We start from the raw sequence: 26,862 nt of genomic DNA on the forward strand, positions 1-26,862 counted from the left end.
ACCGCACGCATGACCGCCAGCCTCAAAAGCCACAGCCATGGTCAGACCATGGTGCTGACCATCAGCAACCCCGACCACCGCAACGCATTGGGCCCGGACATCTACGCTGCCGGTGTGGAGGCGCTCAGCGTTGCGGAAAACAACCCGGAGGTGCGCAGCGTGGTGATCACCGGCGAAGGCAGCCATTTCTGTGCCGGCGGGAACCTGCAACGCTTGTTGGCCAACCGCCAACTGCCGCCCGAGGTCCAGGCGCAAAGCATTGAAGGCCTGCACAACTGGATCGAGAGCATTCGCGTGTTTCCAAAACCGGTGCTCGCCGCGGTGGAGGGATCGTGTGCTGGCGCGGGCTTCTCGCTCGCCCTGGCCTGCGACCTGATCGTGGCCGCGCACAACAGCGTGTTCGTCATGGCCTACAGCAACGTGGGTCTTTCGCCTGATGGTGGCGCCACCTGGAGCCTCATGCGTGCCCTGCCTCGCGCCACCGCGCTGCAGCTCCTGATGGGCGGCGAGCGCATCGATGCCACACGACTGCACGCCATGGGCGTGATCACGCAAGTGAGTGCCCCAGGCGAGGCGCTGGCCACTGCGCTGGCCGTGGCAGATCGACTCAACAGCCGTGCGCCCAACGCGCTCGCCAGCATCAAGGAACTGGCCAACGATGCGCTGACGGGCTCCTTGCACGCACAGCTGAGCGCCGAGCGCGACCACTTCGTGCGCAACCTGCACCACGCCAACGCGGGCGAAGGCATCGCAGCCTTTCTCGAAAAGCGACCCGCGAACTACCGCTGACCCGCAGGCCCTGGCCAGCTGTGCCCAAGGTCGGGCAGCAAAAGGACGCCTGCGGGACAGGTGTCACGCAAACCCTGATGCGAGCGCAGGGTCCCAGTGGCGACAATGCCAGTCAATTCAGTCACTCATAAGACAGCCGATGGACGAACCGATTCTGACAATGGAAGAACGCGAGGCGATCAACAGTGGTCGCTGGTTCAGCAGCCTTTCACCTTCCCTGCGTCACGACATACTCCGATGCGCCTACGTCAAGCGATTCAAGGATGGCGACCTCATCGTCGCCCGCGGCGATCCACCGTCCGAATGGACGGCGGTCGCCAAGGGCGCGGTGCGTGTGAGCTCGACCTCGCTCTCGGGCAAGCAGATCACGCTGACCTATGTGGAGCCGGGCGTGTGGTTTGGCGACGTGGCCATGTTCGACGGCGACCAGCGCACGCACGATGCCTATGCACACGGGCCGACCACGCTGCTCTGCGTGGCCCGCAACGATTTCCAGAAGATCCTCAGCGTGCATGTGGAGCTGTACGAAGCGCTGATGCGGCTTCAGGCGCGGCGCATCCGCACGCTGTTCGGTCTGGTGGAAGACCTCAACACCCTGCCCTTGCGTGCCCGGCTGGCCAAACAGTTGCTGCACCTGGTGCGCAGCTACGGCGTGCCCTGCCTGTCGGACGGCAACGAGATGCGCATTGGCCTGCAGCTGGCGCAGGAAGAACTGGCCCAGTTGCTCGGCGCCTCGCGCCAGCGCGTCAACCAGGAACTCAAGTCGATGGAGCGCGAGGAAGCGATCCGCATCGAACAAGGTGGTCTGGTGGTGCGCAACCGCGACATGCTGATGCGCATCGCCGAAGCCGAGACCTGAACCAGCGGGTTCAGTTGAAGGGCGCACCGCGCCCCACCGCGCAGGGTCGCGCCCTACCCCAACGAGTGAGACCCCTCGCATGAGCGACACCCAGAACTTCACCGGCACCCGCCCGGTGTCCGAACAGCACGCTTTCGACGTGCCTGCCCTGCAGGATTGGCTCGCGACCCACGTCGACGGCTTCACTGGTCCGCTCACCGTGGAGATGTTCAAGGGCGGCCAGTCCAACCCGACCTACAAGCTGATCACGCCGAAGCGTGCGTACGTCATGCGCGCCAAACCCGGCCCGGTGGCGAAGCTGCTGCCCTCGGCCCATGCGATCGAGCGCGAGTTCCGCGTCATGAGCGCGCTGCACGGCAGAGGTGTGCCGGTTGCGCAGATGCATGCGCTGTGCGAAGACGAATCGGTGATCGGCCGCGCTTTCTACGTGATGGAGTGCGTCGAAGGCCGGGTGATGTGGGACCAGTCCCTGCCCGGCATGAGCCGCGAGCAGCGAGGCGCCATCTACAACGAGATGAACCGTGTCATGGCCGCGCTGCACACGGTGGATCCGATGGCCATCGGCCTTGATGGCTACGGCAAACCGGGCAACTACTTCGAGCGCCAGATCGGTCGCTGGAGCAAACAGTACGTGGCCTCGATCACGCAGCCGATCCCCGAGATGGACCAGCTCATGGCCTGGCTGCCACAGAACATCCCCGCCATGGCGCGCGATGAATCCATGGTGTCGGTGGTGCACGGTGACTACCGGCTCGACAACCTGATGTTCCACCCCAGCGAGCCGCGCGTGCTGGCCGTGCTGGACTGGGAACTCTCCACCCTGGGCCATCCCCTGGCCGACTTCAGCTACCACTGCATGGCTTGGCACATCCCACCCGGCGCGTTCCGCGGCATCGGTGGACTCGACGTGCAGGCCTTGGGCATCCCCACGGAAGACGACTACATCGCGCTCTACTGCGAGCGCACCGGCTTTGCCACGCCAGCGCAACTCAAGGTCGACTGGAACTTCTACCTCGCCTACAACCTGTTCCGCCTTGCCGCCATCCTGCAAGGCATCGCCAAGCGCGTGGAGACCGGCACCGCCTCCAGCGCACAAGCCGTTTCATCCGCAGCCGGAGCCCGTCCGCTGGCCGAGATGGCCTGGCGCTTTGCGCAGCAGGCCTGACAACGGCGTTCCCAGACCCCATTCAACCCACCAGCTTCGCCCGCACCCAAGGATCACCCCATGAATTTCGATTACACCGACAAAGTCAAAGACATGCGCGAACGCCTGCTGGCGTTCATGGATGAGCACATTTACCCGAACGAAGGCCGCTTCTTCGCCGAGATCGCCGCCAATCGCGCCAAGGGCAACGCCTGGATTCCGACCACCCTCATTGAAGAGCTCAAGCCCAAGGCCCGGGCGGCCGGTCTGTGGAACCTGTTCCTGCCGAGCAGCCCGCGCGCGCCCGAAGGCCTGACCAACCTGGAATACGCGCCCCTGTGCGAAATCATGGGCCGTGTCCCGTTCGCCGCCGAAGTGTTCAACTGCTCGGCGCCGGACACTGGCAACATGGAAACGCTGGAACGCTACGCCAGCGAAGCGCTGAAAGACCAATGGCTCGAACCCCTGCTCAAGGGCGAGTTCCGCTCCGCCTTCCTGATGACCGAGCCGATGGTGGCCTCGTCGGACGCCACCAACATCCAATGCAGCATCGTGCGCGACGGTGACGAATACGTGATCAACGGGCTGAAGTGGTGGTCGTCCGGCGCGGGCGACCCGCGCTGCGCGGTTTACATCGTCATGGGCAAGACCAACCCCGATGCACCGCGCCACTCGCAGCAATCCATGATCGTGGTGCCGTCCGACGCACCGGGCATCACCGTGGTGCGCCCCTTGTCCGTGTTTGGCTACGACGATGCGCCGCACGGTCACATGGAAGTCCGCCTCAAGGACGTGCGCGTGCCGGTGGGCAACCTGCTGCTGGGTGAAGGCCGTGGTTTCGAGATCGCGCAAGGGCGCCTCGGCCCGGGTCGCATCCACCACTGCATGCGCTCCATCGGCGCTGCCGAACGCGCGCTCGAACTCATGTGCAAACGGCTCAACAACCGCGTGGCGTTTGGCAAGCCGGTGTCGGCCCAGTCGGTCTGGCACGAGCGCATTGCCGATGCGCGCTGCCGCATCGAAATGGCCCGTCTGCTCACGCTCAAGGCCGCTTACATGATGGACACCGTGGGCAACAAGGTGGCCAAGGCCGAGATCGCGATGATCAAGGTGGTGGCGCCCAACATGGCCTGCGACATCATCGACATGGCCATCCAGGCCCATGGCGGTGGTGGTGTGAGCGACGATTTCCCACTCGCCTACAGCTACGCCAACCAGCGCACGCTGCGCTTGGCCGATGGCCCGGACGAAGTGCACCGCCAGTCGATCGCCAAGCTGGAACTGGCCAAACACATGGTCGTCAAGACCGACGTGGAGATGCCCGTCACGCGCGGCTGCTGAACCCTCGCGCCAACACCTCAGCGCGCAAACAGGCGCAGCGCGCGGGCACTGAGGTGTTCAAAAACATCCAGCGCATAGAGTGCGCTGGCGTTGTCACCCGGTTGGTCCAGCTGCATGCGCAGATAGGCTTTGCCCCGGGTCAGCCAGAAAAGACGCGGCGTGTCCGCATGCAGCTGGTCTGGTGCGTCTCGCAGCAAGGCGATGCTCTCCTCGTCCAGCCACTGGCGCGCCGCCTCCGGTGCATCGGTCAGCACCGCGTGCTGTGCCCAGAAATCTGCCGGCGGGCCGGGCCAGCCTGCGTCGCGGTAGGCGGACATCCAGCCGACTTCCTCAGGCAGCGGTTTGTCGGTGGTCTGCAAGGCGCCGGTGACTTCCCCGTACAGCGTATGGGCCAGCGCTTCCAACGAACGCTTGAGCGCACGGTTCATCACGATCACATGCACATCGGGCCGCAACCCCAGTTCCGCCCGGGCCATCAGTTCCATCCCGCGGATGTACGACCGGGAAGACGCGGTGCAACCCGCCCGGAACGGTCGATCCAGCACGCGCCCCTCCAGCGCGCACCCGCCTCCGCCCAAAGCCCGGTAGGTCAGCATGCGCTCGGTGGCCCATTGGGCCAACGCCTCGTCGGCTTCCACCTTGGTCGAACCGACACCCAAGGCATTCTTCAGACGTTCAAACATGGCGCTGCGAACTCCCGTAAAGTGAAGAAATTATCGGCTTCACCCCAAAAGAAAGCACCTGAAATGATCGATGTCTATTCATGGCCCACACCCAACGGTCACAAGGTCCACATCATGCTGGAGGAATGCGGGCTCCGTCTGGGTCGCGACTGGCGGGTTCACGCCGTCAATATCGGGCTGGGCGACCAGTTTCAGCCCGAGTTCCTGAAAATCAGCCCCAACAACAAGATCCCCGCCCTGGTGGACCCCGTGGGCCCTGATGGCAAACCCATCAGCCTGTTCGAATCGGGCGCCATCCTGCTGTACCTGGCAGCCAAGACCGGCAAGCTGCTCCCGCGAACGGACCGGCAGAAGTTTGAAGTGCTGCAGTGGCTGATGTTCCAGATGGGTGGCGTGGGCCCCATGCTCGGCCAGGCACACCATTTCCGCATCTACGCGCCCGAGAAGATCGGCTACGCCGTGGACCGTTACACCAACGAGGCCAGGCGTCTGTATGGCGTGATGGACAAACAGCTGAGCGGCCACAAGTTCATCGCTGGCAACCAGTACACCGTGGCCGACATCGCCATATTCCCCTGGCTGCGCAGCTGGCAGAACCAGGGCATTGATTGGGCCGACTATCCCAGGCTCAAGGACTGGTTTGACCGCATCGCTGCGCGGCCAGCCGTCCAGCGCGGTGTCGCCGTGCTGGCTGATGCGCGCAAACCCCTCACCGACGAGCGTGCGCGCGAGGCGCTGTTTGGAAAAGATCAGTACAAAAAGCGATGAATCCCGGCCGCATAGACCGAGGCACCTCATTTCGCAGGGTATACTCGACAGCTTAGTCGGAGCGTAGCGCAGCCTGGTAGCGCATCTGCTTTGGGAGCAGAGGGTCGCGAGTTCGAATCCCGCCGCTCCGACCATTCATTGAAGAACAAAAAGGCCCACTCTGTGGGCCTTTTTTGTATCAGCAGACCGGCACCATCTGCCCGTAGCTCAACCGGATAGAGCAGCTGCCTTCTAAGCAGCAGGTCGGGGGTTCGAGTCCCTCCGGGCAGGCCAGACCCCCACACCATCTTGCAGCAGTAGGCATTTGTCTTCATGCAAAAAAGCACAGGCCACCCGAGGGCGGCTTGTGCTTTTTTTTGACCAGCCAGCCCCGGCGAAGGGACTGGCTTGTATCAAGAGACCTTTCGCCGCATCAGCGGATCACGGCCAAGGTGGTGCGAGCACCCGCCTTGTAGGTCATCAGCGTCAGGGCACCGTTCTTGATGTCGCCCTTTTCGTCAAAAGCGATGTTGCCGGTCACGCCCTTGTAGGTGGTGGCCTTCAGCGCAGGCAGGTACTTGGCCGGATCGGACGAGTTGGCGGTGACCATGGCGTTGGCCATCACCTTCACAGCGTCGTACACGTAGGGGGCATACACCTGCACGTCGGAACCGAACTTGGCCTTGAAGTCGGCGCGGAATTTATCCATGCCTTCTTTCTGCTCACCCTCAACGCCACCGGCTTCCGCGCAGTAGACCTGGTCGTCGGCCATGCCGTCACCGGCCAGCTTGGGCAGCTCGCTGGAGCAGATGCCGTCGCCGCCCATGAACTTGGCGTTGATGCCCAGCTGCTTCATCTGCTTGAGCATCGGGCCGGCCACGGCGTCCATGCCACCGAAGAACACGACGTCGGGCTTCTTGGCCTTCAGCGTGGTCAGGATGGCATTGAAGTCGGTCGCCTTGTCGTTGGTGAACTCACGTCCGACAACGGTACCGCCTGCAGCGGCCACGCCTTTTTCGAACTCGTCGGCCACACCCTGGCCATAAGCCGTGCGGTCGTCGATCACGGCCACGTTCTTGGCCTTGAGGGTTTCCACAGCGTACTTGCCGAGCGTGCCACCGAGGTGCACATCATCAGCCACCATGCGGAACACGCCTGCGTAGCCCTGACGGGTGTACTTGGGGTTGGTGGCCGAGGGAGAGATCTGGGGAATGCCGGCGTCGTTGTAGATCTGCGAAGCGGGAATGGTGGTACCGGAGTTCAGGTGACCGATCACGCCAGAAACCTTGGCGTCAACCAGCTTCTGGGCAGCGGCCGTGCCCTGCTTTGGATCGGCTGCGTCGTCTTCAGCCAGCAACTCGAACTTGGCCGGCGCGCCATTGATGGTCAGACCTGCGGCGTTGAGCTCTTCCACGGCCATCTTGGCGCCGTTTTCGTTGTCCTTGCCGAGGTGGGCAATGGCACCACTGGTGGGACCAACGTGACCGATCTTGATGACCTGGGCTTCAGCAGCTGCAGGAGCAGCGGCCGGAGCGGCTGCAGGTGCTGCCTCTTCTTTTTTGCCGCAAGCGGCCAGGGCGACAGCCGCAGCAATGACGGCCAGTTTCATGTTCAGTTGCATAGTTATCCTCAGGAAGGAACAAAGATTGGAATGCGGAGGGAACTTTTTTCTCCACATCCGTAAAGATACTCCAAAAATCCCGGTTGTTACATGCGCGCCAGAAGAACAGGGGCCGCTTCGAGGGTTTGCCCCGAGCTGCATCACGCCAACGAATGTGGCATTAGCGAGGCAGCCGGGTGGCAGCGTGACTCAACTGGCGCTGCCGGCGATCTTCAAATCGTGCCGCAGGGGTTCACATCCTGCTGCCTTGTAGTGCTTCCAGCGTTCGCGTGCGCGCTGGCGATCGGCCTCGTCGAACGTGACCACTTCGATCAGCCGCTCAAACCGCTCAAAGCCGACAGGACATTCGTCGCTCAGGTTGAGGAGCACGTCGGCTGGAAAATCAGCGGGCGGCACATGGCCACTGGCGATGAGGATGGGAGATGCCTTGAACAGCGAGGCCGAATCGCTCTCGCGACAGTGCGGCACAAACTCCCCCGCCGCCATGGTCCAGAGCGCCTGGTCCAGTGACGCACAGTCCCTGGACGAACCCAGCACCACCACACGCGCGCCCTTGAGGTAGGCCTTTCGCAGAAGGCGGCAGGCATAACCCAGTTTGTCCGGTGCGTTGAAGTGGAAAGCCACTTCGGTCATGCCGGACACCTCGACGGGTTGGCCCCGGTTGCAGGTGCATCCATACCGTCTGGCTATTTCTGGCGCGCAGCCTTGACCGTCGCCTTGGCGGCCCGTGCCGGCGCCTTGGTCGCCACGCCCGCTTCGTTGATCAGGTACTGCAGCAGCAGGGGCACGGGCCGACCGGTTGCGCCCTTGGCCGTGCCGCTTTTCCAGGCGGTCCCGGCGATGTCCAGGTGAGCCCAGGGCAGGTCGGCCGTGAACTTCTGCAGAAACTTCGCGGCGGTGATGGCTCCGCCTGCCCGACCAGCCACGTTGCCCATGTCGGCAAAGTTCGACTTCAGGCCTTCGGCGTACTCGTCGTCCAGTGGCATGCGCCAGCACAGATCCAGCGACTGGTCGCCGGCCTGGCCGAGTGCTTGCGCGAGTTCGTTGCGCGCAGAAAAGAGACCCGAACGCACGGCGCCCAGGGCGATCACGCAGGCACCGGTGAGCGTGGCAATGTCGATCACGCTGCGCGGCTTGAACCGCGCGGCGTAGGTCAACGCATCGCACAGGATGAGGCGTCCTTCGGCATCGGTGTTGAGCACTTCAATGGTCTGGCCACTCATGCTGGTGACCACATCACCGGGCTTGACCGCCAGGCCATCCGGCATGTTCTCGCAACTCGGGATCAGGCCCACCACGTTGATGGCGGGCTGCAGCTCGGCCAACGCGGCAAAGGTGCCCAGCACGCTGGCGGCCCCACCCATGTCGAACTTCATTTCATCCATTTCAGCCGCAGGCTTGATGGAGATGCCGCCGGTATCGAATGTGATGCCCTTGCCCACCAGCACCACCGGTGCGCTGGTCTTGGCCGCGCCGCTGTAATGCATGACGATGAAGCGCAAAGGCTCTGCCGAGCCCTGGGCGACCGCGATGAAAGCCCCCATGCCGAGCGCTGCAACTTCTTTCGGACCCAGCACCTCGGTCCGGATCCCTGGCTTGCGCCCCAGCTTGCGTGCGGCGTCCGCCAGCATGCTGGGCGTGGCGTGGTTGGCGGGACGGTTGGCCCATTCCTTGGCCAGCTCTACCCCGGTCACCTGAGCTTTGCCGGCGGCAAATTCGGTGCGCGCTGCGGTGGCATCGCTCACACCCAGCACGACCTGACTGATCGTCCGCGCCTTGGCCGAGGGCTTGGTGGTGGTGAAACAGTAGGTGGCGTCGGCGCAGGCCATTATGGCCACGCGGACGGCCAACGCATCCTGATCCAGCAAGCTCAACAGCAAACCCAGCTTTTTCACACCAGGCTGCTTGAGCAGGGCCATGCCCGCCAGCACCGCCTTGCGCACCGCAGACGCCGATCCGTCGCCTGAGCGGACCAGCACCACCCACGACGCCTTGATATCCTGCGGGCGGTAGCAACTCAAGGCCTTGCCGACACCCGGCTCCAGATCACCCCGGCGGTTGGCTTCGCGGATCAGGTTGACCAACGCGGCGTCGGCCGTGCCGGACACATCAGCGCCGTCGGGCACCAGAACCAGCAGGGCGTCCACGGGCAGCCTGGCGGCTTGCTGATGCGAAAGGGATTTGAGTTCAAAGTCCATAATTGAGGTTTCCTGGGTATCTTTTCGATGTTATTCCATTCTTCCCTACGCACCGAGCTGGCACGCAGCTTCGGGGCCACGCTGGTGGTCCTGCTCACCATCGTGCTGACGATGCTGCTGATCCGCACGCTGGGTCTGGCTTCCAAGGGCAGCGTCAACCCGGAAGAAATCATGCTCGTGCTGGGCTACACGGTGCTGGGCTACACGCAGACCATCCTGACGCTGGCCTTGTTCATTGCCATCGTGTCCACGCTCGCCCGCATGTACCGCGACAGCGAGATGATCATCTGGTTCTCCAGCGGTCGCTCGCTCGCCGGGTTTCTGGGCCCGGTGATGCGCTTCTCCTGGCCGGTGTTGCTGGTGATCAGTGTGATGGTCTTTTTCGTCTGGCCCTGGGCCAATCAGCAAACCGCCGATCTGCGTGACCGGTTTGCCAGCCGCGGCGATCTGCAGCGCATAGCGCCAGGGCAGTTCCAGGAGTCTTCCAGCGGACGCCGCGTGTTCTTCATCGACAAGGACACTGCCGATGGCACCGAAGGCCGCAACGTGTTCATTTCCAGCATCGAGAAAAACGGCACCGAAACCGTGACAACGGCCAACTCGGGCCGCATCGAGCAGATCGGTGACCAGTCGTATCTCATGCTCCGCAACGGCCAGCGACTGGAAGCGGAAGTGCAGACGCCCACGAAACCGGGCCGCATCAAGGTCAGCGAGTTCGAGGAATATGGTGCGCTGATTGGTGCCACGACACCCCGGACCCGCAGCAGTCAGGCCCTCAAGGCGCGCAGCACCTGGGCCCTGATGACCGAACCCAGCGCCGCCAACCAGGGTGAGCTGGGGTGGCGCATCGGCATTGTCCTGACCGCGCTCAACCTGGTGCTGCTGGCCGTGGCCACCACCGTCAGCAATCCTCGCGCGGGACGCAGTGGCAACCTGATGTTCACCTTGTTTGCCTTCATCCTGTACTTCAACTTTCTCAACATCGGCCAGCGCTGGGTGGGATCGGGCCAGCTGTCGCTGTCCTCGCTGTTGCTGATGTTGCACGGCAGCGTCTTTTTGATTTGCACGGTGTGGCTGATCAAGCGCCAGCGCAACGTCAGCCTGAGAGGCTGGTTGCAGCGGCGCCTGCGCTCCGAACCCGTTGAAAAGATCGGGCAAACGGCATGAAAACCATCCGTCGCCTCATCTACTGGGAGATCCTGCTCGCCACCGGCTTTGTTCTGCTGGCGTTTCTTTCGTTGTTCTTTTTCTTTGATTTCGTCGAGGAGCTTTCGTCCCTGGGCAAACCATCGCGGCTGGAGCCGGATGTGATTTACGAGGTACGACACGCACTGCTCTATGTCGGGCTGCTGATGCCCAGCCGCGTGTACGAGCTGCTGCCCATCTCGGTGCTCATCGGCACGATCGCGGTGCTGGCCCGGTTGGCGCAAACCTCGGAGTACACCATCCTGCGCACCAGTGGCCTGGGCCCCTGGAAGGCGCTGCGCACCCTGCTGGGCCTGGGGCTGATCTTTGTCGTGGTGACCTTTGCCGTGGGTGACTACGTGGCGCCCCTGGCCGACAAGACAGCCCAGTTGCTCAAGGCCCGGTACCAGGGCCGCATCAGCCTGGGACAAACCGGTGCCTGGCTCAAGGAGCGCCAGCTCTACAGCAACTTCTCGGTGAACGTGGGCTCGCTGTCGCCCAAGGGAGAACTGGGCGAGGTGCGTATTTTCGAGTTTGACAACCAGGGTCTGCTGGTGTCGACGCTGGAAGCCGCGCAAGGTCAGATCGAAGCCGACGAGTCCTGGACGCTGCGCAAAGTCCTGCGCCGCGAATTCGACACCGCGGGCCAGATGTCGGCGCGCATCCTGCGCAGCGATCTGGAGACCTTCCGCTGGCCCAGCACCATCACCGCCGAAATGGTGTCGGTCGCGCTGCTCAAGCCCGAGCGCATGCGCACCACCGACCTGTACGCCTACATCCAGCACCTGGAGAGCAACGGGCAGACCGCGCAGCGCTACGAGATCGAGTTCTGGCGCAAGGTGTTCTACCCCTTGAGCTGTCTGGTGATGGTGGTGCTGGCACTGCCCTTTGCCTACCTGCATTTCCGCTCCGGCGGGATCACCGGCTATGTGTTTGGCGGGGTCATGATCGGCATCAGCTTCTTCCTGCTCAACAACGTGTTTGGCTACATCGGCAACCTCAACCAGTGGCAGCCCTGGTTCGCTGCGGCTTCCCCGTCGATCATTTACTCACTGGTGTCGCTCGGTGCGTTTGGCTGGCTGGTTTTAAGGCGTTGACGTTATGCGTGGTGTGATTGTCTTTGCCCACGGCTCGCGCGACCCCTTGTGGCGCTTGCCGGTGGAAGCGGTTGCGGCGCAGATTGCACGAACCGATCCGTCCGCCCCGGTGGCCTGCGCCTATCTCGAGCTCTCCGAGCCCGACCTGCCGGCGGCCGCCGAGCGCCTGATCGCCGAGGGCGCCACCCACATCCGCGTGCTCCCGCTGTTCTTCGGCATGGGCAAACACGCACGGGAGGACCTGCCGCAGCTGATGATCGACCTGGCCACCCAACACCCTGACGTGCGGTTCGAACAGTTGGCGGCGGCTGGTGAAGACCCGCGCCTCACCGCCTTGCTGGCCCGGATCGCGCTGGAAAACACCCCATGAACCTGCACCAGTTCCGGTTTGTCCAGGAGGCCGTGCGCCGCAACCTGAACCTGACCGAAGCCGCCAAAGCGCTGCACACGTCGCAACCAGGTGTCTCCAAGGCCATCATCGAACTGGAAGACGAACTCGGCATCGAGATATTTGCCCGCCACGGCAAGCGCATCAAACGCGTCACCGAACCCGGCGTGCAGGTGCTCAAGAGCATCGAGATCATCCTGCGCGAGGTCAACAACCTCAAGCGCATCGGCGAACAGTATTCGGCCCAGGACAGCGGCACGCTCTCCATCGCCACCACCCACACCCAGGCGCGCTACGTGCTGCCCGATTCGGTGGCCAAACTGCGCAAGGCCTACCCCAAGGTCGGCATCAGCCTGCACCAGGGCTCACCCGACCAGGTGGCCAAGATGCTGCTGGAAGAAGTGGCCGAGATTGGCGTGGCGACCGAGTCGCTCGTGAACTACCCTGAGCTGGTCACCCTGCCCTGCTACGAGTGGCAGCACGTGCTGGTGTTCCCGTTCGACCACCCGCTGGCGACGCAGGAGCGCATCACGCTCGAAGACCTGGCGCACCTGCCACTGATCACCTACCACCCCAGCTTCACCGGCCGCACCCGCATTGACCAGGCGTTTGCACTGCGCCATCTGCAGCCCGAGATCGTGCTCGAAGCGATCGACTCCGACGTGATCAAGACCTACGTCAAGCTCGGCATGGGCGTGGGGATCGTGGCCGAAATGGCCGTGCAGGGTGAAAACCAGACACCCGATCTGTCGTCCCGACCCGCGGGACAGCTGTTCGGCCACAACCTGGCGCGCGTGGCGTTCAAGCGCGGCACCTACCTGCGTCACTTCGTGCTGCGTTTTGCCGAACTGCTCAGCGACCGGCTCTCGCGCGACCTGATCCTGCGGGCCATGAGCGGCACGCCGGACGACTATGAGCTGTGACTCCCCCCCATTGCTTGCCCACTTCGTGTGGCCGCATCCCTCCTCAAGGGGGCGGCGCTGGCGGCCCGGCAAAGCCGGTTCCGCGGCGCCTGCTGGCATGTCGCGCCGACAGGCCGGTTCGGCACGGTCCTGACCATTCCCCATGAACCCGATGACACAGCCTCACACCCCCGCCCTCACCTCCCGCCTGCCCCACTTCGGCACGACCATCTTCACCGTCATGTCGGCGCTGGCCGCCGAAACCGGCGCGGTGAACCTGGGTCAGGGCTTTCCGGACTTCGACTGCGACCCGGAACTGGTCAACGCCGTCACGCGCGCCATGCAGGCGGGCCACAACCAGTACCCGCCCATGCCCGGCGTGCCGGCGCTGCGCCAGGCCATGGCGGCCAAGATGTTGGCCCTGTATGGCCTGGCCTGCGATCCGAACACCGAGATCACCGTCACCGCGGGCGCCACCCAGGCGATCCTGACCGCCATCCTCGCCGTGGTGCACCCGGGCGACGAGGTGATCGTGCTCGAACCCTGCTACGACAGCTACGTGCCCAACATCGAGCTCGCCGGTGGCGTGGCGGTGCGGGTGCCGCTCACGCCCGGCAGCTTCCGCCCCGACTTTGGCGCCATCGCCGCGGCCATCACGCCACGCACCCGCGCCATCATCGTCAACAGCCCGCACAACCCCAGCGGCCAGGTCTGGACCGAAGCCGACATGCTGCAGCTGCAAGAGCTGCTGGCCCCGACCGACGTGCTGCTGATCAGCGACGAGGTCTACGAGCACATGGTGTTCGACGGTCAACAGCACCAGAGTGCGGCCCGTTTCCCGGGCCTGGCGGCGCGCGCCTTCATCATCAGCAGCTTCGGCAAGACCTACCACGTCACCGGATGGAAAGTCGGCACGGTGGTGGCACCCGCCGCCATGACGGCCGAGTTCCGCAAGGTGCACCAGTTCAACGTGTTCACCGTCAACACCCCCATGCAGCACGCGCTGGCGGCCTACATGGCCAACCCGGCGCCGTACCTGGAGCTGTCGGCCTTCTACCAGCGCAAGCGCGACCTGTTCCGCGAGGGTCTGGCCGGCACCCGTTTCACCCTGCTGCCCGGACAGGGCACCTACTTCCAGTGCGTGGGCATCGGCGACCTGGCGGTGCCCGAGCGCGACCTGCCCGAAGGCGACTTCTGCCAGTGGCTCACGCGCGAGATCGGCGTCGCGGCCATTCCGCTCTCGGCCTTCTATGGCAACGGGTTCGACCAGAAGGTGGTGCGCTTCTGTTTCGCGAAGAAGGACGACACCTTGCGCGAAGCGCTCCAGCGACTCGCGCGCCTCTGATCCGGAAAGCGGCGATCCGGGCGCCTGCCACACCGCTCAGCAGCGCACCGCGTTGCGACAGAAGCGGTCCAGTTCCCGCACCGTGCTGCGGGCAGCGACGGCCTGGCGGGCCTTGGGGCCCACCTCCAGGCTGAGCTTCATGTCGTATTTCCTGAAGAAATCGTCGAACAGCTCGCCGCCCAGCGTGCCGGTGGCCGTCAGGGTGTCGGCTCTGGCGTCGTGCTCCAGCAGCACCGCGCACAGGGGCTGCTCCGCCGGCCCCCCCAACACCTGCGCGCCCCGGGCCGGGTCGTACTGGCTGTGGTCGGCACAACAGTGGATCAGGTCGCTGCCCTTGCTCGGGGTCAACGGGTTGAGTGCGGCGCCCTTGCGGAAACTGATGAAGCTCAGATCCCGGGTGGGGTAGACCAGCTTGTGGGCGCAGATGGCGGAAAACGCCACCAGGCTGCGAGCCGGGCCGACGCCGCCCGGCCACTGGTAGGTCTGCTGCCCACGCGTGCGCAAGCTCGTCGGCATGGCCGGTTTTCCCAGGTCCAGCAGGAACACCGGCGTGGCCTCGAACGGGTAGTGAAACACGTAGTTGGTCTGCGCCTTCAGTGCCGAGGCCTTGAGCGGGTCGCCCAGCTCGTCCACCAGCAGCACCCGCCCGTAAGACCGGGGTTCGGCGCTTGCCGCCCAGGCACCGCTGGCCAAGGAGGCCGAAAGCGCTGCAGTCCCCAGCGCACAGCTTTCCACGAATTCGCGTCGATCCATGAATGGGCCCCCATGAAACGCCCGGTCCCTGCGCGGGTCCGGCACGCCTTGCAGTGAAACGCATTCGGGAATGCGCTGTCAAGCTTGCCCCTGGCACGGCATGGGCCAGGACTTCAGGTGTTCAGTTGAGCCCAGGCCTTGTCCAGCCGCTTCACGCTCACCGGCTGCGGTGTGCGCAGTTCCTGCGCGAAGAAGCTCACGCGCAGTTCTTCGAGCAACCAACGCAGTTCCTGCAGCCGCGCGTCCTGCACGCCCTTGCGCTCGGCCACCATGCGCCAGAAGCGCTGGTCCTGCGGGCGCAGCTCGGCCAGTTTCGCGGCGTCGCGCGCCGGGTCGGCGCGATGCTTGTCCAGCCGCAGCTGCACAGCCTTCAGGTAACGCGGAAAGTGCTGCAGCTGCGCATACGGCGTGGTCAGCAGAAAGCGCTTGGGCACCAGGCGCTGCAGCTGCTGACCGATGTCGGTCGCCACGTCGACGGGTGGGCGACTGTCCTTCAGCTTGCGCGCGGCGGCCGCGTATTCGGTGAGGATCAGGCCGGCGTTGCGCGCGATCTCGGATGAGATCAGCGTGAGCCGGCCCCGGCCCTCTTCCACCCGCTTCTTGAACGCGGCCTCGTCGGTGGGCAGCGGATCGGCCAGGAAGGCCCGGTCCAGCGCAAGTTCGATGATCTGGTTTCGCAGCTCTTCCAGCGTGCCGCCACCCGACCCATTCTCCGCCTTGCCCACCTGCATGTAGGCCGTGGCCATGCTCATCAGGCCGGGCAGGTTTTTTTCCAGGTACTTCAGCGCGTCGCGGATCTGCAGCGCGAACAGGCGGCGCAGGCCCTCGCGGTGGCGTGCCATCGCGACCTCGGGTTCGTCGAACACTTCGATGCCGACCGCGTCGCCCAGGTCCATGAGTGCCGGAAAGCCGATCAGCGTCTGACCACCTTTGCGGATTTCCATCAATTCGGGCAGTTCACCGAAATCCCAGCTGGTGTGGCGTTGGGTGGCGCTGGCAGCAGGCGCTGCGGGCGCTTCCGCCGAGACGCGGCGCGCGCCACCCGCGCTGGCCGGTGCCGGCGCGGCCTTGGGCTCAGGAGATGCCGGGCGCAGACTCTCCAGCTTCAGCGAAGCCAGCGCCTGAAACGCACCGCGCGCCTGACCACCCAGTTCGGCCTTGAGCGCCGCGAGGCTGCGGCCCTGGCCGAGCTGGCGGCCATGTTCGTCCACCACGCGCAGGTGCATGAAGTGGTGGGCGTTCAGCATGTCGACCTTGATGTCGTTGCGCACGATGTCAAGCTGGGTCGCTTCGCGCACCAGCTTGAGCAGCGCGTCCATCAGGTTGCCGGCGCCGAACACCGCGGGCTCGGTGAGCGCGGTGGCGAAGCGCTCGGCCGTGGCGGGCAGCGGCACCAGGCGCGAACGTGGGCGCTGGTGCAGGGTCTTCAACAGCGCCAGCAGCTTCTCTTTCAACATACCGGGCACCAGCCAGTCGCAGCGGTCTTCGCTGACCTGGTTGAGCGCGAAGATCGGCACCGTGACGCTCAAACCATCGCGCGGGTCGCCCGGCTCGTGCAGGTAGGTGCAGGCGCAGTCCACGCCGCCGAGCCGCAGCGTCTTGGGGAAGGCTTGCGTGGTGATGCCGGCCGCCTCGTGGCGCATCAGCTCTTCTTTGGTCAGCAGCAACAGCTTGGGGTTGAGCTTGACCGCACCCTGGAACCAGCGCTCGAAGCTGGCGCCGCTGCACACGTCGGCGGGCAGCTGCTGGTCGTAGAAAGCGTAGATCAGCTCGTCGTCCACCAGCACGTCCTGCCGGCGCGACTTGTGCTCCAGCTCCGCCACCTGCTTCACCAATTTCTGGTTGGCTGCCAGGAAGGGCAGGCGCGTCTCCCAGTCGCCGGCGACCAGCGCCTCGCGGATGAAGATCTCGCGTGCGCCCGCCGGGTCCACCCGGCCGTAGTCGGTGCGCCGGTTGTGGTAGACCACCAGGCCGTACAGCGTGGCGCGCTCCAGGGCCGAGACGCGGGCCGCTTTTTTTTCCCAGTGTGGGTCGAGAAGCTGCTTCTTCAGCAGGTGCGTGCCCACTTGCTCCAGCCAGGTGGGATCGATGTTGGCGATGCCGCGTCCGAACAGACGCGTGGTCTCCACCAGCTCGGCGCAGACGATCCAGCGTCCGGGCTTCTTGCTCAGGTTCGCGCCCGGGTGGCGGTAAAACTTGATGCCGCGCGCGCCCAGGTACCAGTCCTCGGCCTCGTTCTTCTGGCCGATGTTGCCCAGCAGGCCCGAGAGCATGGCGAGATGCAGCTGTTCGTAGCTCGCCGGCTGCGTGTTGAGGACCCACTTGTGTTCGGCCACCACGGTGTGCAGCTGGGTGTGGATGTCGCGCCATTCGCGCACGCGGCGCACGTTGATGAAGTTTTCGCGCAGCAGGTTTTCGTACTGGCGGTGGCTCAATTTGTGATCGTTGCCGTGGCCGCCCTTGGCGTCGTCCAGCCACTTCCAGAGCTTAAGCGTGCCGCTGAACTCGCTCTTCTCGTCGTCGAACTTGGCATGCGCCTGGTCGGCCTGGGTCTGCTTGTCCATCGGCCGGTCGCGCACGTCCTGCACCGAGAGCGCCGAGGCGATCACCATCACTTCGTCGAGCGCGCCGCGCTGCTGCGCCTCCAGGATCATGCGGCCCACGCGCGGGTCCAGCGGCAGGCGCGAGAGCGTCTGGCCGATGGGCGTGAGCTCGTTGGCTTCGTCCACCGCGCCCAGTTCGGACAGCAGCTGGTAGCCGTCCACGATGGCGCGCTTCTGTGGTGCCTCAATGAAAGCGAAGTCTTCCACCGCACCCAGGCGCAACGCCTTCATGCGAAGGATCACACCCGCGAGCGAGCTGCGCAGGATCTCGGGGTCGGTGAAAGCCGGCCGGCCATTGAAGCCGGCTTCGTCGTACAGCCGGATGCAGATGCCGTCGGCCACGCGGCCGCAGCGGCCCGCGCGCTGGTTGGCCGCCGCCCGGCTGATGGGCTCGACCATCAGCTGCTCGACCTTCTGGCGGAAGCTGTAGCGCTTCACGCGCGCCGTGCCGGCGTCGATCACGTAGCGGATGCCCGGCACCGTGAGCGAGGTCTCGGCGACGTTGGTCGAGAGCACGATGCGACGGCCGCTGTGGTCCTGGAAGATGCGGTCCTGCTCGGCCTGCGACAGGCGCGCAAACAGCGGCAGCACCTCGGCGTTGCGCAGCGTGGGGATGTGGCTGAGGTGCTTGCGCAGGTGGTCGGCGGCTTCGCGGATCTCGCGTTCGCCGGGCAGAAAGATCAGGATGTCGCCGCCCTGTGGTGTGCGCCACAACTCGTCCACGCCATCGGCGATCGCGTTGTTGAGGTCGTATTCGCGGCTCTCTTCAAAAGGCCGGTAGCGCACCTCCACCGGGAAGGTGCGGCCCGACACCTGGATGACCGGGGCAGGACCGCGTTGGGAGGCGAAGTACTGCGCAAACCGGTCCGCGTCGATGGTCGCCGAGGTCACCACCACCTTCAGGTCCGGCCGACGCGGCAGCAACTGGCGCAGGTAACCGAGCAGGAAGTCGATGTTGAGCGAGCGCTCGTGCGCCTCGTCGATGATGATGGTGTCGTAGGCGCGCAGGTCCGGGTCGGTCTGCGTCTCGGCGAGCAGGATGCCGTCGGTCATGAGCTTGACCGAGGCGTCCTTGGAGAGCCGGTCCTGGAAGCGCACCTTGAAACCCACCACGTCGCCCAGCGGCGTCTTCAGCTCCTCGGCGATGCGCTTGGCCACACTGGAGGCCGCGATGCGCCGCGGCTGGGTGTGGCCGATCCATTGCGGGCGCTGGCCCGGTTTCGCGTTGAGCTTGCCGCGCCCCATCTGCAGCGCGATCTTGGGCAACTGCGTGGTCTTGCCGGAACCGGTTTCGCCACAGACGATGACCACCTGGTGCTCACGCATGGCGGCCTCGATCTCGTCCCGGCGGGCAGAGACGGGCAGGGACTCGGGGAATTCGATGTGCAGCGGCGTGGAGGACAAGGGGGAACTTCAGTCAAAATCAGGCAACCGGCGATTATCCGCGCCGCGCCCAACGTCTGTCCGATCCGCTGCCCATGTCCAACGTCTTCAACTTCACCTTCGTGCCCTGGTTCCGCTCGGTCGCGCCTTACATCCACAAGCTGCGCGGCAGCACGGTGGTGGTGGGCGTCGCCGGGGAGGCCATCGCGGCCGGCAAGTTGCCGCTGATCGCGCAAGACCTCGCGCTGATCCAGAGCATGGGCGTGCAGATCGTGCTGGTACACGGCTTTCGCCCGCAGGTGAACGAACAGCTCCAGGCCAAAGGCCACGAAGCCAAATACTCCCACGGCATGCGCATCACCGACTCGGTGGCGCTGGACTGCGCGCAGGAAGCTGCGGGCCAGCTGCGCTACGAAATCGAGGCCGCTTTCAGCCAGGGCCTGCCCAACACCCCCATGGCCGGTGCCACGGTGCGCGTGATTTCTGGCAACTTCATCACCGCACGCCCTGTGGGCCTGATCGATGGCGTGGACTTCATCCACTCCGGCCTGGTGCGCAAGGTGGACACCGAAGGCATCCAGCGCACGCTGGACATGGGCGCCATGGTGCTGCTCTCGCCCTTCGGCTTTTCACCCACCGGCGAGGCCTTCAACCTCACCATGGAAGACGTGGCCACCTCCATCGCCGTGGCGCTGCAGGCCGACAAGCTGATGTTCCTGACCGAGGTGCCCGGCATCGCGCTCGACGCGGGAGCGCCACACCCGGCCAAAGACAGTGAGATCGACACCGAACTGCCGCTGGCGGACGCCAAAAAGCTGCTCACCGCGCTGCCCCAGGCCACGCAGCCCACCGACACAGCGTTCTACCTGCAGCACTGCATCCGCGCCTGCGAAGGCGGCGTGGAGCGCAGCCACATCCTGCCGTTTGCGGTGGACGGCGCGCTGCTGCTGGAGATCTACACCCACGACGGCATCGGCACCATGGTGGTGGACGAAAAGCTGGAGAGCGTGCGCGAAGCGACGATGGACGACGTGAGTGGCATCGTGGCGCTGATCGAGCCGTTCGAGAAAGACGGCACCCTGGTCAAGCGCGACCGCACCGAGATCGAACGCGACGCGGGCAACTACACCATCATCGAACACGACGGTGTGATCTTCGGCTGCGCCGCGCTCTACCCCTACCCCGAGGCCCGCACCGGCGAGATGGCCGCGCTCACCGTGTCGCCCGACACACAGAGCCAAGGCGATGGCGAGCGACTGCTCAAGCGCATTGAGACCCGCGCCAAGGCGCAGGGCCTGCAGAGCATCTTCGTGCTCACCACACGCACCATGCACTGGTTCCTCAAACGCGGCTTTGTGCAGGTCAACCCCGACTGGCTGCCCGAGGCGCGCAAACGCAAATACAACTGGGATCGCAAAAGCCAGGTGCTCGTGAAAAAAATCGGTTGACCCTGCTTTTGAGTGGGCCGATTTGACAAATATCAAGCAGCCCATCCTGCATCTCAACATACTGGGATGTTTGATGACAGGAGCTGAAAAACATGACCGATCGAAGCCCACCCGCCGGCACCACGCCCGTGTCCGCCAACGGTTCCGGCCATAAACCCGCTGCAAAACCGGCGGCCCGAAAAACCGCAAAAGCCCAGCCTCTGCCGAAAAAAGCCATGGCCGCCAAAGCGGTCAAAACCAGCAAGACGCGCGCTGCGCCTGTCGAAAAGCCGCGCCGCACCAGCTTGGGTGACGTCACCGGGAGCCAGCAGCCCGGGAAGATCGCCAGGATCAGCACGGCTGCGGTCACCGAAGCCCGTCAACAAGCCAAGTTCGCCGCCGTGCGCGACATCCTGGGCAAGCCCGGCACCAGCAAAAAAGCCAAGGCTGAATCCCTGCGCGCGATCCTCGAAGGCGCTGCCCCGGACGACGCCAAGGCGATCCGCCGGCTGTTGCGCCAGGAAACCGATGTGGCGCGCAGCAAAGCCAGGGCAGTCGTCAACCCGGACGAGTTGCTGGCAGCCGATTGGCGCAGTGGCGCCTACCCTTACAAGAACCTGCTCTCGCGCAAGGTGTACGAGTCGCAGAAATACCTGCTCCAGGTCGAGCTGCTCAAGCTGCAGGCCTGGGCCAAGGAAACCGGGCAACGCGTCGTGATCCTGTTCGAGGGGCGCGATGCGGCCGGCAAGGGCGGCACCATCAAACGCATGATGGAACACCTGAACCCGCGCGGCGCGCGCGTGGTCGCGCTGGAGAAACCCAGCGAGGTCGAACGTGGTCAGTGGTATTTCCAGCGCTATGTGCAACACCTGCCCACCGCGGGCGAGATCGTGCTGTTTGATCGCAGCTGGTACAACCGCGCCGGGGTCGAACGTGTGATGGGGTTCTGTTCCACCCCCGAGTACGAGGAGTTCATGCGCCAGGCGCCCCAGTTCGAGCGCCAGCTGGTGCGCAGCGGCGTGCACCTGATCAAGTTCTGGTTTTCGGTCAGTCGCGAAGAACAGCGCCGCCGCTTCAAGGAGCGCAAGGCCCACCCGCTCAAGCAGTGGAAGCTCAGCCCGATCGACCTGGCGTCGCTCGACAAGTGGAACGACTACACCAAGGCCAAGGAGTCCATGTTCTTCGAGACCGACACGGCCGACGCACCCTGGACCGTGATCAAGAGCGACTGCAAGAAGCGCGCTCGGCTGAACGCCATGCGCTACGTGCTGCAGAAGCTGCCCTACACCAACAAGGACACGGCCAACATCGGTTCGCTGGATTCGTTGATCGTGGGTCGCGCGCACGTGGTCTACGAGCGCGGAGAGCGCCCGGGCAACGCGATTCTCTGAGCCTGCTCAGGCGCAGACAAAAAAGCCGCCCGAGGGCGGCTTTTTCATGGGCGACACACCGGCTTTCGATCAGGCAGACCGCGGGCGCACCAGCAACACCAGGGCCAGCAAGGCAATGGCCGAGAAACACAGGAACGACCAGTTGGCGATCGACAGGCCCAGGAAGGTCCAGTCCACGGCCGAACAATCACCACTGCCCTTGAAGATCATGGGAATGGCCCGCTTGAGCGGGAACGATTCGATCATTCCATAAAAATCACGACCGCAGGTCATGACCTCGGGAGGGTTCCATTGCAACCAGGTCTGGCGCGCCGCCACAAAGGCGCCACCCAATGCGAGCGCCCCCATCAGGCCCACACCCAGCTGCCGGGTGCTGCGCCCGCTGCTGGCCGCCGCCACACCCGCCGTCAGGGCCACCAGAATCAGAGCATACCGTTGCACGATGCACATGGGGCAAGGCTCCAGGCCCACGACATGCTGCAGGTAGATGCCAAAGGCCAGCAACCCCACACAGCCCACCGAGACCAGGGTCAACAGGCGGCGCGGGTGGCGGTCAAACAGCGCAAGAACGGGGGCAGCGGTGGTCAAGGGATCTCCTGAATATGAAACGAGGCGCCCCGGTGGACCCGGCCGGCGCCTCGGAGTTCCAGCCGTTCCGATGCGATCAGCTATCGGCGAAAGCGCGTTCGATCACAAACTGGCCCGGGCGTGTCGTGTTGCCTTCGGCAAAGCCGCGCTTCTCGCAAAGCGCCTTCAGGTCGCGCAACATTTCAGGGCTGCCGCAGATCATGACGCGGTCTTCGGCGGGGTTCAGTTCGGGCAGGCCCAGGTCTTTGGCCACCTGACCGTTTTCAAGAATCACCGGAATGCGGCCCTGGTGAACAAAGGGCTCGCGCGTGACGGTGGGGTAATACAGGAACTGCTGCTGCACCATCTCGCCGAGGAACTCGTCCTGCTTGAGCGTGTGTTCCAGCATCTCGCGGTAGGCCAGTTCCTTGACCTCGCGCACACCGTGGATCAGCACCACCTGTTCGAATTTTTCGTAGGTCTCGGGGTCGCGAACGATGGACAGGAACGGCGCCAGACCGGTGCCGGTGGCCAGCAGGTACAGGCGCTTGGCGGGCAGCAGGTAGTCGATCAGCAGCGTGCCCGTGGGCTTGCGGCCCACCACGATGCTGTCGCCCACCTGGATGTGCTGCAGGCGCGAGGTCAGCGGACCGTCCTGCACCTTGATGCTCAGGAACTCCAGGTGTTCGGCGTAATTGGGGCTGGCGATGCTGTAGGCGCGCAGCAGCGGCTTCTCGTTCACGCGCAGGCCGATCATGGTGAAGTGCCCGTTGGAGAAACGCAGCGCCTGGTCGCGGGTGGTGGTGAAACTGAACAGGCGGTCGGTCCAGTGGTGCACGCTCAACACGCGCTCTTCCAGAAATGCACTCATGGTCTTGGGTCAGATGAACGGCCGCCCCTTGGCTGGCCTGTGAAAAAACTGGGCAAGCGGACAGGGAAAACCCTGATCGATCACCGCGCGGATAACCAGCGATTGTAAAAGTCTTGCCGACCGTCCCTTTTGCGATATGTCAGGAACCGGATCGGCCACGACCGGAAGTCGCCCCGAGGGCCTTCATTCGTTGATACAGTCGGGGACTCGGGCACCCAGCGCCCCCGGCGCGTCTCAAACGTTCAGGCGTTCGCATGATGCCCACAAGCTTATAAAACCGGAAAGAATAAATTTTCATTTCGGTTATACGGAAATCCATCTTAAACAGGAAACCCCATGGCACGCACCGTCAACTGCATCAAGCTCGGCAAAGAAGCCGAAGGCCTGGACTTTCCGCCCTACCCGGGCGAACTGGGCAAACGCCTGTATGAAAACGTGAGCAAGGAAGCCTGGGCCGCCTGGCTCAAGCACCAGACCATGCTGCTCAACGAAAACCGCCTCAACCTGGCCGACGCGCGTGCGCGCCAGTACCTGGCCCGCCAGATGGAAAAGCACTTTTTCGGCGAGGGCGCCGACGCCGCCGCGGGCTATGTTCCGCCGGCTGACGCCAGCTGAGGCCGGCCGATGCCTTCTGCCCTGGTGATCGGGGCCGGACTCGCTGGAGCCGCCAGTTGTGTGGCGCTGGCCCGACGTGGCTGGCAACTGACCTTGCTGGACGCTGCCGATGGTCCTTCCTTGGGTGCATCGGCGCTGCCCGTGGGCATGCTGAGCCCGCACGTCACTCGCGCCCCCACGCCGCTCTCCCGCCTGTGCGCGCTGGGCGTGTCCGACATGCGCGACCAGCTGGAGCGGCTGGTTCCGCCAGGCCGGGGCTGGCAGCCCTGCGAAGTCGACAACCTGGGGCACGACCCCGGGCGATGGCCCGCCGCGCTGGTGCGACCTTCCGCGCTGGTTGAAGCCTGGCTCGACGAATGCCGGCGGCGAACAACCCTCACGACGCGCTGGCAGAGCCCTGTCGATCGCCTGGTCAACCGGTCTACCCCGGACCAGCCGCTGTGGCAGGCGCTGAATGCAGAGGGCCTGGTGCTCGCCGAGGCACCGGTGGTGGTCATTGCCGCCGCGTTTGGCAGCCATGCCCTGCTCACGCACGAAAACAGCCCGATGGCGCCCGAGGCCCTGCCCTTGCGCCCGGTTAAAGGGCAGATGAGCCTGGCCGCCCTGCAGAGTGAACCGCTGGCCGAACGGCCCCAGCGCAACAACGGCGTTTTCGTGCCGGTCTATGAAGACGCTGGCCTGCCACCCCAGTGGCCGGCACGCATCTGGGCCATGGGCTCCACCTACGAGCGGGGCGACAACTCCAGCCACGTGAACGCTGCAGCGCACGAGCGCAACGCCCACAGCCTGGAGAGCATCAGTCCCGCGGCCGCTTTGCGCCAGCGCGAAACCGCCGCCCGGGGTGAGTTGCTCGGCTGGGCGCAGGTGCGTTGCGCCTCGCTGGACCGGGTGCCCATGGTGGGCGCGGTGCCCCATGTGCAGGATCTACAAGCGCTGATGCAGCAAGCCGGCGCGCGACGAGGCAGGGTGCCCATGGCCGACACGCCACGCTGGCCCGGTCTCTTCATGCTGGGCGCGCTGGGTTCCCGTGGCCTGACCCTGGCCCACGCAATGGGCGAATTGCTGGCCCGGTTGATCGAGGGCGAAGACCCGAACCTGGAGGCCGATCTGCTGCGTGCACTCGACCCGGCGCGTTTCGCCTGGAAGCAGGCCCGGCGCCAGCCCGCCTAGCGCAGACGCTCCAGGCCCTGCATCAGATCGGTCGTCTGCAACGGCCGCCCCAGCAGCGCGTGGATACCGGTCCGCTGGGCGTCGCGCACAACCCGCCGACGGCGCCACCAGGCGGCCAAGGGCCCCGCGTGTTCGCTGATGCCCATGTTCAGGGCCTGTGGATTGCCCTGCCCGAAATACCGGGCCAGTGACCAGGCATCCAGATGCGGGTTGTCCAGGTTGAACACGCCACAGCAATAGGGATGGCGTCGCATCAGGTTCATCGTGGCCTCGGTGCTGTCGACCTCATCGATCTCCGGCACAGCCATCGCCGTCAGCCCGGCACGCAAAGTCAACCGCTCCTGTCCGTTGAGCCCGACGAGCAATGCCCGCCGCACGGGCTCGGGGCTGGACTCAAGTTCCAGATCCAGCGGGACCGGCCGGGTGACATCCAGGTCCAGAAGACCTGAATCGGCCTGCCGCGCCGCGTACACGGCGTCAAGATCGTTCAGCACGCTGGCCCACTGAATGGGGCGATCCAGCACTCGCCAGGCATGGGCCGGTGCACCCGGGCCGACCCAGATCAGGCGCTGCCCGGTGGGCAAGCCCTTGGCATGAGAGAGCACTGCCTCCGCGCTCTCCCCGTCCACCAGCATCACTTCAGCGTTCATGGCGGGTGGTTTGGCGCCGGGAGCGACGAGCGGCACCCAGGGTGCATACGACAGCTCGCGAGTCTCCGACAGACGGAACACGGTGTTGAGTGCGTGCCTTTCGACATCCGAAAAGCCCACAACGCCGACAAATATCCGCTGTTTTTGCATGACGGTCATGGTACCTCGGCACCGTCTTTCTGGGCAGATGCAGGTCGCCTGAACCGCCTGCATGCTCCCCTTGCCCGGGCTTGGAGCGCGGGCATAGAAAACGTGGCGTCGATCGCTTATTCGATTATGGAATAAGTGAATGAGAAAAAAATCGTTTGGAATATATGGAGTCAAAACTACAGTCGCGTCCATGCCCGAATTCGCCATCATCTTTGCCGGCTTTGCCGTGGGACTCATCGTCGGACTGACCGGCGTGGGTGGCGGCTCGCTGATGACGCCGATCCTGATCTTCTTCTTCGGCATCAAGCCCTACCTGGCCGTGGGCACCGACCTGCTGTTCGCTGCCGTCACCAAGGCAGGAGGCACGCTGAGCCTAGCCAAGCAGCGCCTGGTTCCCTGGCGCGTGGTGGGCCAGCTCTGCGCCGGCAGCATCCCGGCCGCACTGATCACACTGGCCGTGTTGCACCGGGTCGGCCCGGCCAACCCCCAGGTGCAGTCGGTCATGACGCACACCCTGGGCATCGCCCTGCTGCTGACCGCCGCCGCCATGCTCTACAAAGCCGCCCGCGGCAAACAGCTGCCACGCACCTTGCCCGAAGGCCAGCTGCAGGACGCGACCCGCGCCCGCCACTGGAGTCTGCCGGTGCTGTTTGGTGCCGTCATCGGCACCCTGGTCACGCTCACCTCGGTCGGCGCCGGTGCCATCGGCGTCTCGGTGCTGCTGATCCTGTTCCCGCTGCTGCCGCTGCCGCGCATCGTGGCGGCCGACATCGCCTACGCCGTGCCGCTCACGCTGGTGGCCGGTCTGGGCCACGCCAGCCTGGGTTCGGTGGACTGGCCACTGCTGGCCCAACTGCTGGCGGGTTCGCTGCCCGGCATCTGGCTCGGCACACGCCTGATGCGCCACACCCCCGAGCGCCTGGTGCGCTCGGTGCTCTCGCTGCTGCTGGCCTATGCCGGCACCAAGCTGATCGCCTTCTGAT

Annotated in this window: 24 protein-coding genes and 2 tRNA genes; 17 read left to right on the plus strand and 9 right to left on the minus strand. The window is 64.8% G+C overall.

The annotated features are described in order from the left end of the window. Window positions 1-9 precede the first annotated feature (9 nt). The 4 genes from F3K02_RS06265 to F3K02_RS06280 all read left to right on the plus strand — a co-directional run bounded on the left by F3K02_RS06265 (window position 10) and on the right by F3K02_RS06280 (window position 4,133). Window positions 10-789: an oxepin-CoA hydrolase, alternative type gene (locus tag F3K02_RS06265; RefSeq protein ID WP_177134401.1), complete on the plus strand. Its 780-nt coding sequence runs from the start codon at window positions 10-12 to the stop codon at window positions 787-789. A gap of 139 nt (window positions 790-928) precedes the next feature. Next, window positions 929-1,648, plus strand: a complete 720-nt coding sequence (locus F3K02_RS06270) for a Crp/Fnr family transcriptional regulator (RefSeq protein WP_177134404.1) — start codon at window positions 929-931, stop codon at window positions 1,646-1,648. A gap of 79 nt (window positions 1,649-1,727) precedes the next feature. Continuing rightward, window positions 1,728-2,813 carry a phosphotransferase family protein gene (locus F3K02_RS06275; protein WP_177134406.1) on the plus strand — a complete coding sequence of 362 codons (1,086 nt, stop codon included), beginning with the start codon at window positions 1,728-1,730 and terminating at the stop codon, window positions 2,811-2,813. A gap of 60 nt (window positions 2,814-2,873) precedes the next feature. Then, window positions 2,874-4,133 (plus strand): acyl-CoA dehydrogenase family protein, encoded by a 1,260-nt coding sequence (locus tag F3K02_RS06280; RefSeq protein WP_177134408.1) that lies wholly within the window; start codon window positions 2,874-2,876, stop codon window positions 4,131-4,133. Window positions 4,134-4,150: 17 nt separating this feature from the next. Here F3K02_RS06280 and F3K02_RS06285 read toward each other — a convergent pair whose 3' ends face one another. Next, window positions 4,151-4,816, minus strand: a complete 666-nt coding sequence (locus F3K02_RS06285) for a hypothetical protein (RefSeq protein ID WP_177134410.1) — start codon at window positions 4,814-4,816, stop codon at window positions 4,151-4,153. A 63-nt stretch (window positions 4,817-4,879) separates the two neighbouring features. On the opposite strand from F3K02_RS06285, the gene F3K02_RS06290 reads away from it, so the two are divergent. The 3 genes from F3K02_RS06290 to F3K02_RS06300 all read left to right on the plus strand — a co-directional run bounded on the left by F3K02_RS06290 (window position 4,880) and on the right by F3K02_RS06300 (window position 5,857). Then, window positions 4,880-5,584 (plus strand): glutathione binding-like protein, encoded by a 705-nt coding sequence (locus tag F3K02_RS06290; protein WP_177134412.1) that lies wholly within the window; start codon window positions 4,880-4,882, stop codon window positions 5,582-5,584. Between the two features lie 57 nt (window positions 5,585-5,641). Further along, a tRNA-Pro gene (locus tag F3K02_RS06295) sits at window positions 5,642-5,718 on the plus strand. 62 nt (window positions 5,719-5,780) lie between these two features. Continuing rightward, window positions 5,781-5,857, plus strand: a tRNA-Arg gene (locus F3K02_RS06300). 139 nt (window positions 5,858-5,996) lie between these two features. Here the strand turns inward: F3K02_RS06300 and F3K02_RS06305 are convergent. From F3K02_RS06305 to F3K02_RS06315, 3 genes are all read right to left on the minus strand, one after another. Next, complete coding sequence (locus tag F3K02_RS06305) at window positions 5,997-7,184, minus strand: branched-chain amino acid ABC transporter substrate-binding protein (protein ID WP_177134414.1); 1,188 nt, start codon at window positions 7,182-7,184, stop codon at window positions 5,997-5,999. 189 nt (window positions 7,185-7,373) lie between these two features. Further along, window positions 7,374-7,817: a DNA polymerase III subunit chi gene (locus tag F3K02_RS06310; protein ID WP_177134416.1), complete on the minus strand. Its 444-nt coding sequence runs from the start codon at window positions 7,815-7,817 to the stop codon at window positions 7,374-7,376. 53 nt (window positions 7,818-7,870) lie between these two features. Further along, window positions 7,871-9,382, minus strand: a complete 1,512-nt coding sequence (locus F3K02_RS06315) for a leucyl aminopeptidase (protein ID WP_177134418.1) — start codon at window positions 9,380-9,382, stop codon at window positions 7,871-7,873. Window positions 9,383-9,409: 27 nt separating this feature from the next. Here F3K02_RS06315 and lptF point away from each other — a divergent pair, with 27 nt between their 5' ends. The 5 genes from lptF (at window position 9,410) to F3K02_RS06340 (ending at window position 14,299) form a co-directional block, all read left to right on the plus strand. Continuing rightward, complete coding sequence (gene lptF, locus F3K02_RS06320) at window positions 9,410-10,549, plus strand: LPS export ABC transporter permease LptF (RefSeq protein WP_177134420.1); 1,140 nt, start codon at window positions 9,410-9,412, stop codon at window positions 10,547-10,549. After that, entirely contained in the window at window positions 10,546-11,664 is a 1,119-nt protein-coding gene (gene lptG / locus F3K02_RS06325) for an LPS export ABC transporter permease LptG (protein WP_177134422.1), read from the plus strand. Before lptF ends, lptG begins: the two co-directional genes overlap by 4 nt. A 4-nt stretch (window positions 11,665-11,668) precedes the next feature. After that, window positions 11,669-12,034 (plus strand): sirohydrochlorin chelatase, encoded by a 366-nt coding sequence (locus F3K02_RS06330; RefSeq protein ID WP_177134424.1) that lies wholly within the window; start codon window positions 11,669-11,671, stop codon window positions 12,032-12,034. Further along, window positions 12,031-12,975 (plus strand): CysB family HTH-type transcriptional regulator, encoded by a 945-nt coding sequence (locus F3K02_RS06335; RefSeq protein ID WP_177134426.1) that lies wholly within the window; start codon window positions 12,031-12,033, stop codon window positions 12,973-12,975. The genes F3K02_RS06330 and F3K02_RS06335 overlap by 4 nt, the downstream gene beginning before the upstream one ends. A gap of 151 nt (window positions 12,976-13,126) precedes the next feature. Continuing rightward, the gene (locus F3K02_RS06340) at window positions 13,127-14,299 is read left to right on the plus strand and encodes a pyridoxal phosphate-dependent aminotransferase (RefSeq protein WP_177134428.1); all 1,173 of its coding nucleotides are present in this window, start codon (window positions 13,127-13,129) and stop codon (window positions 14,297-14,299) included. A gap of 36 nt (window positions 14,300-14,335) precedes the next feature. On the opposite strand, the gene F3K02_RS06345 is transcribed toward F3K02_RS06340, so the two are convergent. Together F3K02_RS06345 and hrpA are read right to left on the minus strand one after the other, a co-directional pair. Continuing rightward, a complete protein-coding gene (locus F3K02_RS06345) occupies window positions 14,336-15,052 on the minus strand; it encodes a Rieske (2Fe-2S) protein (protein ID WP_177134430.1) in 717 nt (238 codons plus the stop codon). A 113-nt stretch (window positions 15,053-15,165) separates the two neighbouring features. Continuing rightward, window positions 15,166-19,059 carry an ATP-dependent RNA helicase HrpA gene (gene hrpA / locus F3K02_RS06350; protein ID WP_177134432.1) on the minus strand — a complete coding sequence of 1,298 codons (3,894 nt, stop codon included), beginning with the start codon at window positions 19,057-19,059 and terminating at the stop codon, window positions 15,166-15,168. A gap of 74 nt (window positions 19,060-19,133) precedes the next feature. On the opposite strand from hrpA, the gene argA reads away from it, so the two are divergent. Both argA and ppk2 read left to right on the plus strand, forming a co-directional pair. Then, window positions 19,134-20,486: an amino-acid N-acetyltransferase gene (argA, locus tag F3K02_RS06355; protein WP_177134434.1), complete on the plus strand. Its 1,353-nt coding sequence runs from the start codon at window positions 19,134-19,136 to the stop codon at window positions 20,484-20,486. A 215-nt stretch (window positions 20,487-20,701) separates the two neighbouring features. Further along, window positions 20,702-21,856, plus strand: a complete 1,155-nt coding sequence (gene ppk2, locus F3K02_RS06360; protein ID WP_246309209.1) for a polyphosphate kinase 2 — start codon at window positions 20,702-20,704, stop codon at window positions 21,854-21,856. A 69-nt stretch (window positions 21,857-21,925) separates the two neighbouring features. Here ppk2 and F3K02_RS06365 read toward each other — a convergent pair whose 3' ends face one another. Then, complete coding sequence (locus F3K02_RS06365) at window positions 21,926-22,444, minus strand: disulfide bond formation protein B (RefSeq protein ID WP_246309211.1); 519 nt, start codon at window positions 22,442-22,444, stop codon at window positions 21,926-21,928. Window positions 22,445-22,520: 76 nt separating this feature from the next. After that, window positions 22,521-23,294 carry a ferredoxin--NADP reductase gene (locus F3K02_RS06370; RefSeq protein WP_177134438.1) on the minus strand — a complete coding sequence of 258 codons (774 nt, stop codon included), beginning with the start codon at window positions 23,292-23,294 and terminating at the stop codon, window positions 22,521-22,523. 336 nt (window positions 23,295-23,630) lie between these two features. Between F3K02_RS06370 and F3K02_RS06375 the strand changes: the two genes are divergently transcribed. Continuing rightward, window positions 23,631-23,909, plus strand: a complete 279-nt coding sequence (locus F3K02_RS06375) for an oxidative damage protection protein (protein WP_177134440.1) — start codon at window positions 23,631-23,633, stop codon at window positions 23,907-23,909. 9 nt (window positions 23,910-23,918) lie between these two features. Next, on the plus strand, window positions 23,919-25,079 hold the full coding sequence (locus tag F3K02_RS06380) for an FAD-dependent oxidoreductase (RefSeq protein WP_177134442.1): 1,161 nt from the start codon (window positions 23,919-23,921) through the stop codon (window positions 25,077-25,079). On the opposite strand, the gene F3K02_RS06385 is transcribed toward F3K02_RS06380, so the two are convergent. Then, on the minus strand, window positions 25,076-25,888 hold the full coding sequence (locus F3K02_RS06385) for a hypothetical protein (RefSeq protein WP_177134444.1): 813 nt from the start codon (window positions 25,886-25,888) through the stop codon (window positions 25,076-25,078). The two genes, F3K02_RS06380 and F3K02_RS06385, sit on opposite strands and share 4 nt — an antisense overlap. Window positions 25,889-26,069: 181 nt before the next feature. Here F3K02_RS06385 and F3K02_RS06390 point away from each other — a divergent pair, with 181 nt between their 5' ends. Beyond that, on the plus strand, window positions 26,070-26,861 hold the full coding sequence (locus F3K02_RS06390; protein ID WP_177134446.1) for a sulfite exporter TauE/SafE family protein: 792 nt from the start codon (window positions 26,070-26,072) through the stop codon (window positions 26,859-26,861). Window position 26,862 lies beyond the last annotated feature (1 nt).

The sequence above is a fragment of the Hydrogenophaga aromaticivorans genome (assembly GCF_013387465.1).
Taxonomy (GTDB): Bacteria; Pseudomonadota; Gammaproteobacteria; order Burkholderiales; family Burkholderiaceae_C; genus Hydrogenophaga; species Hydrogenophaga aromaticivorans.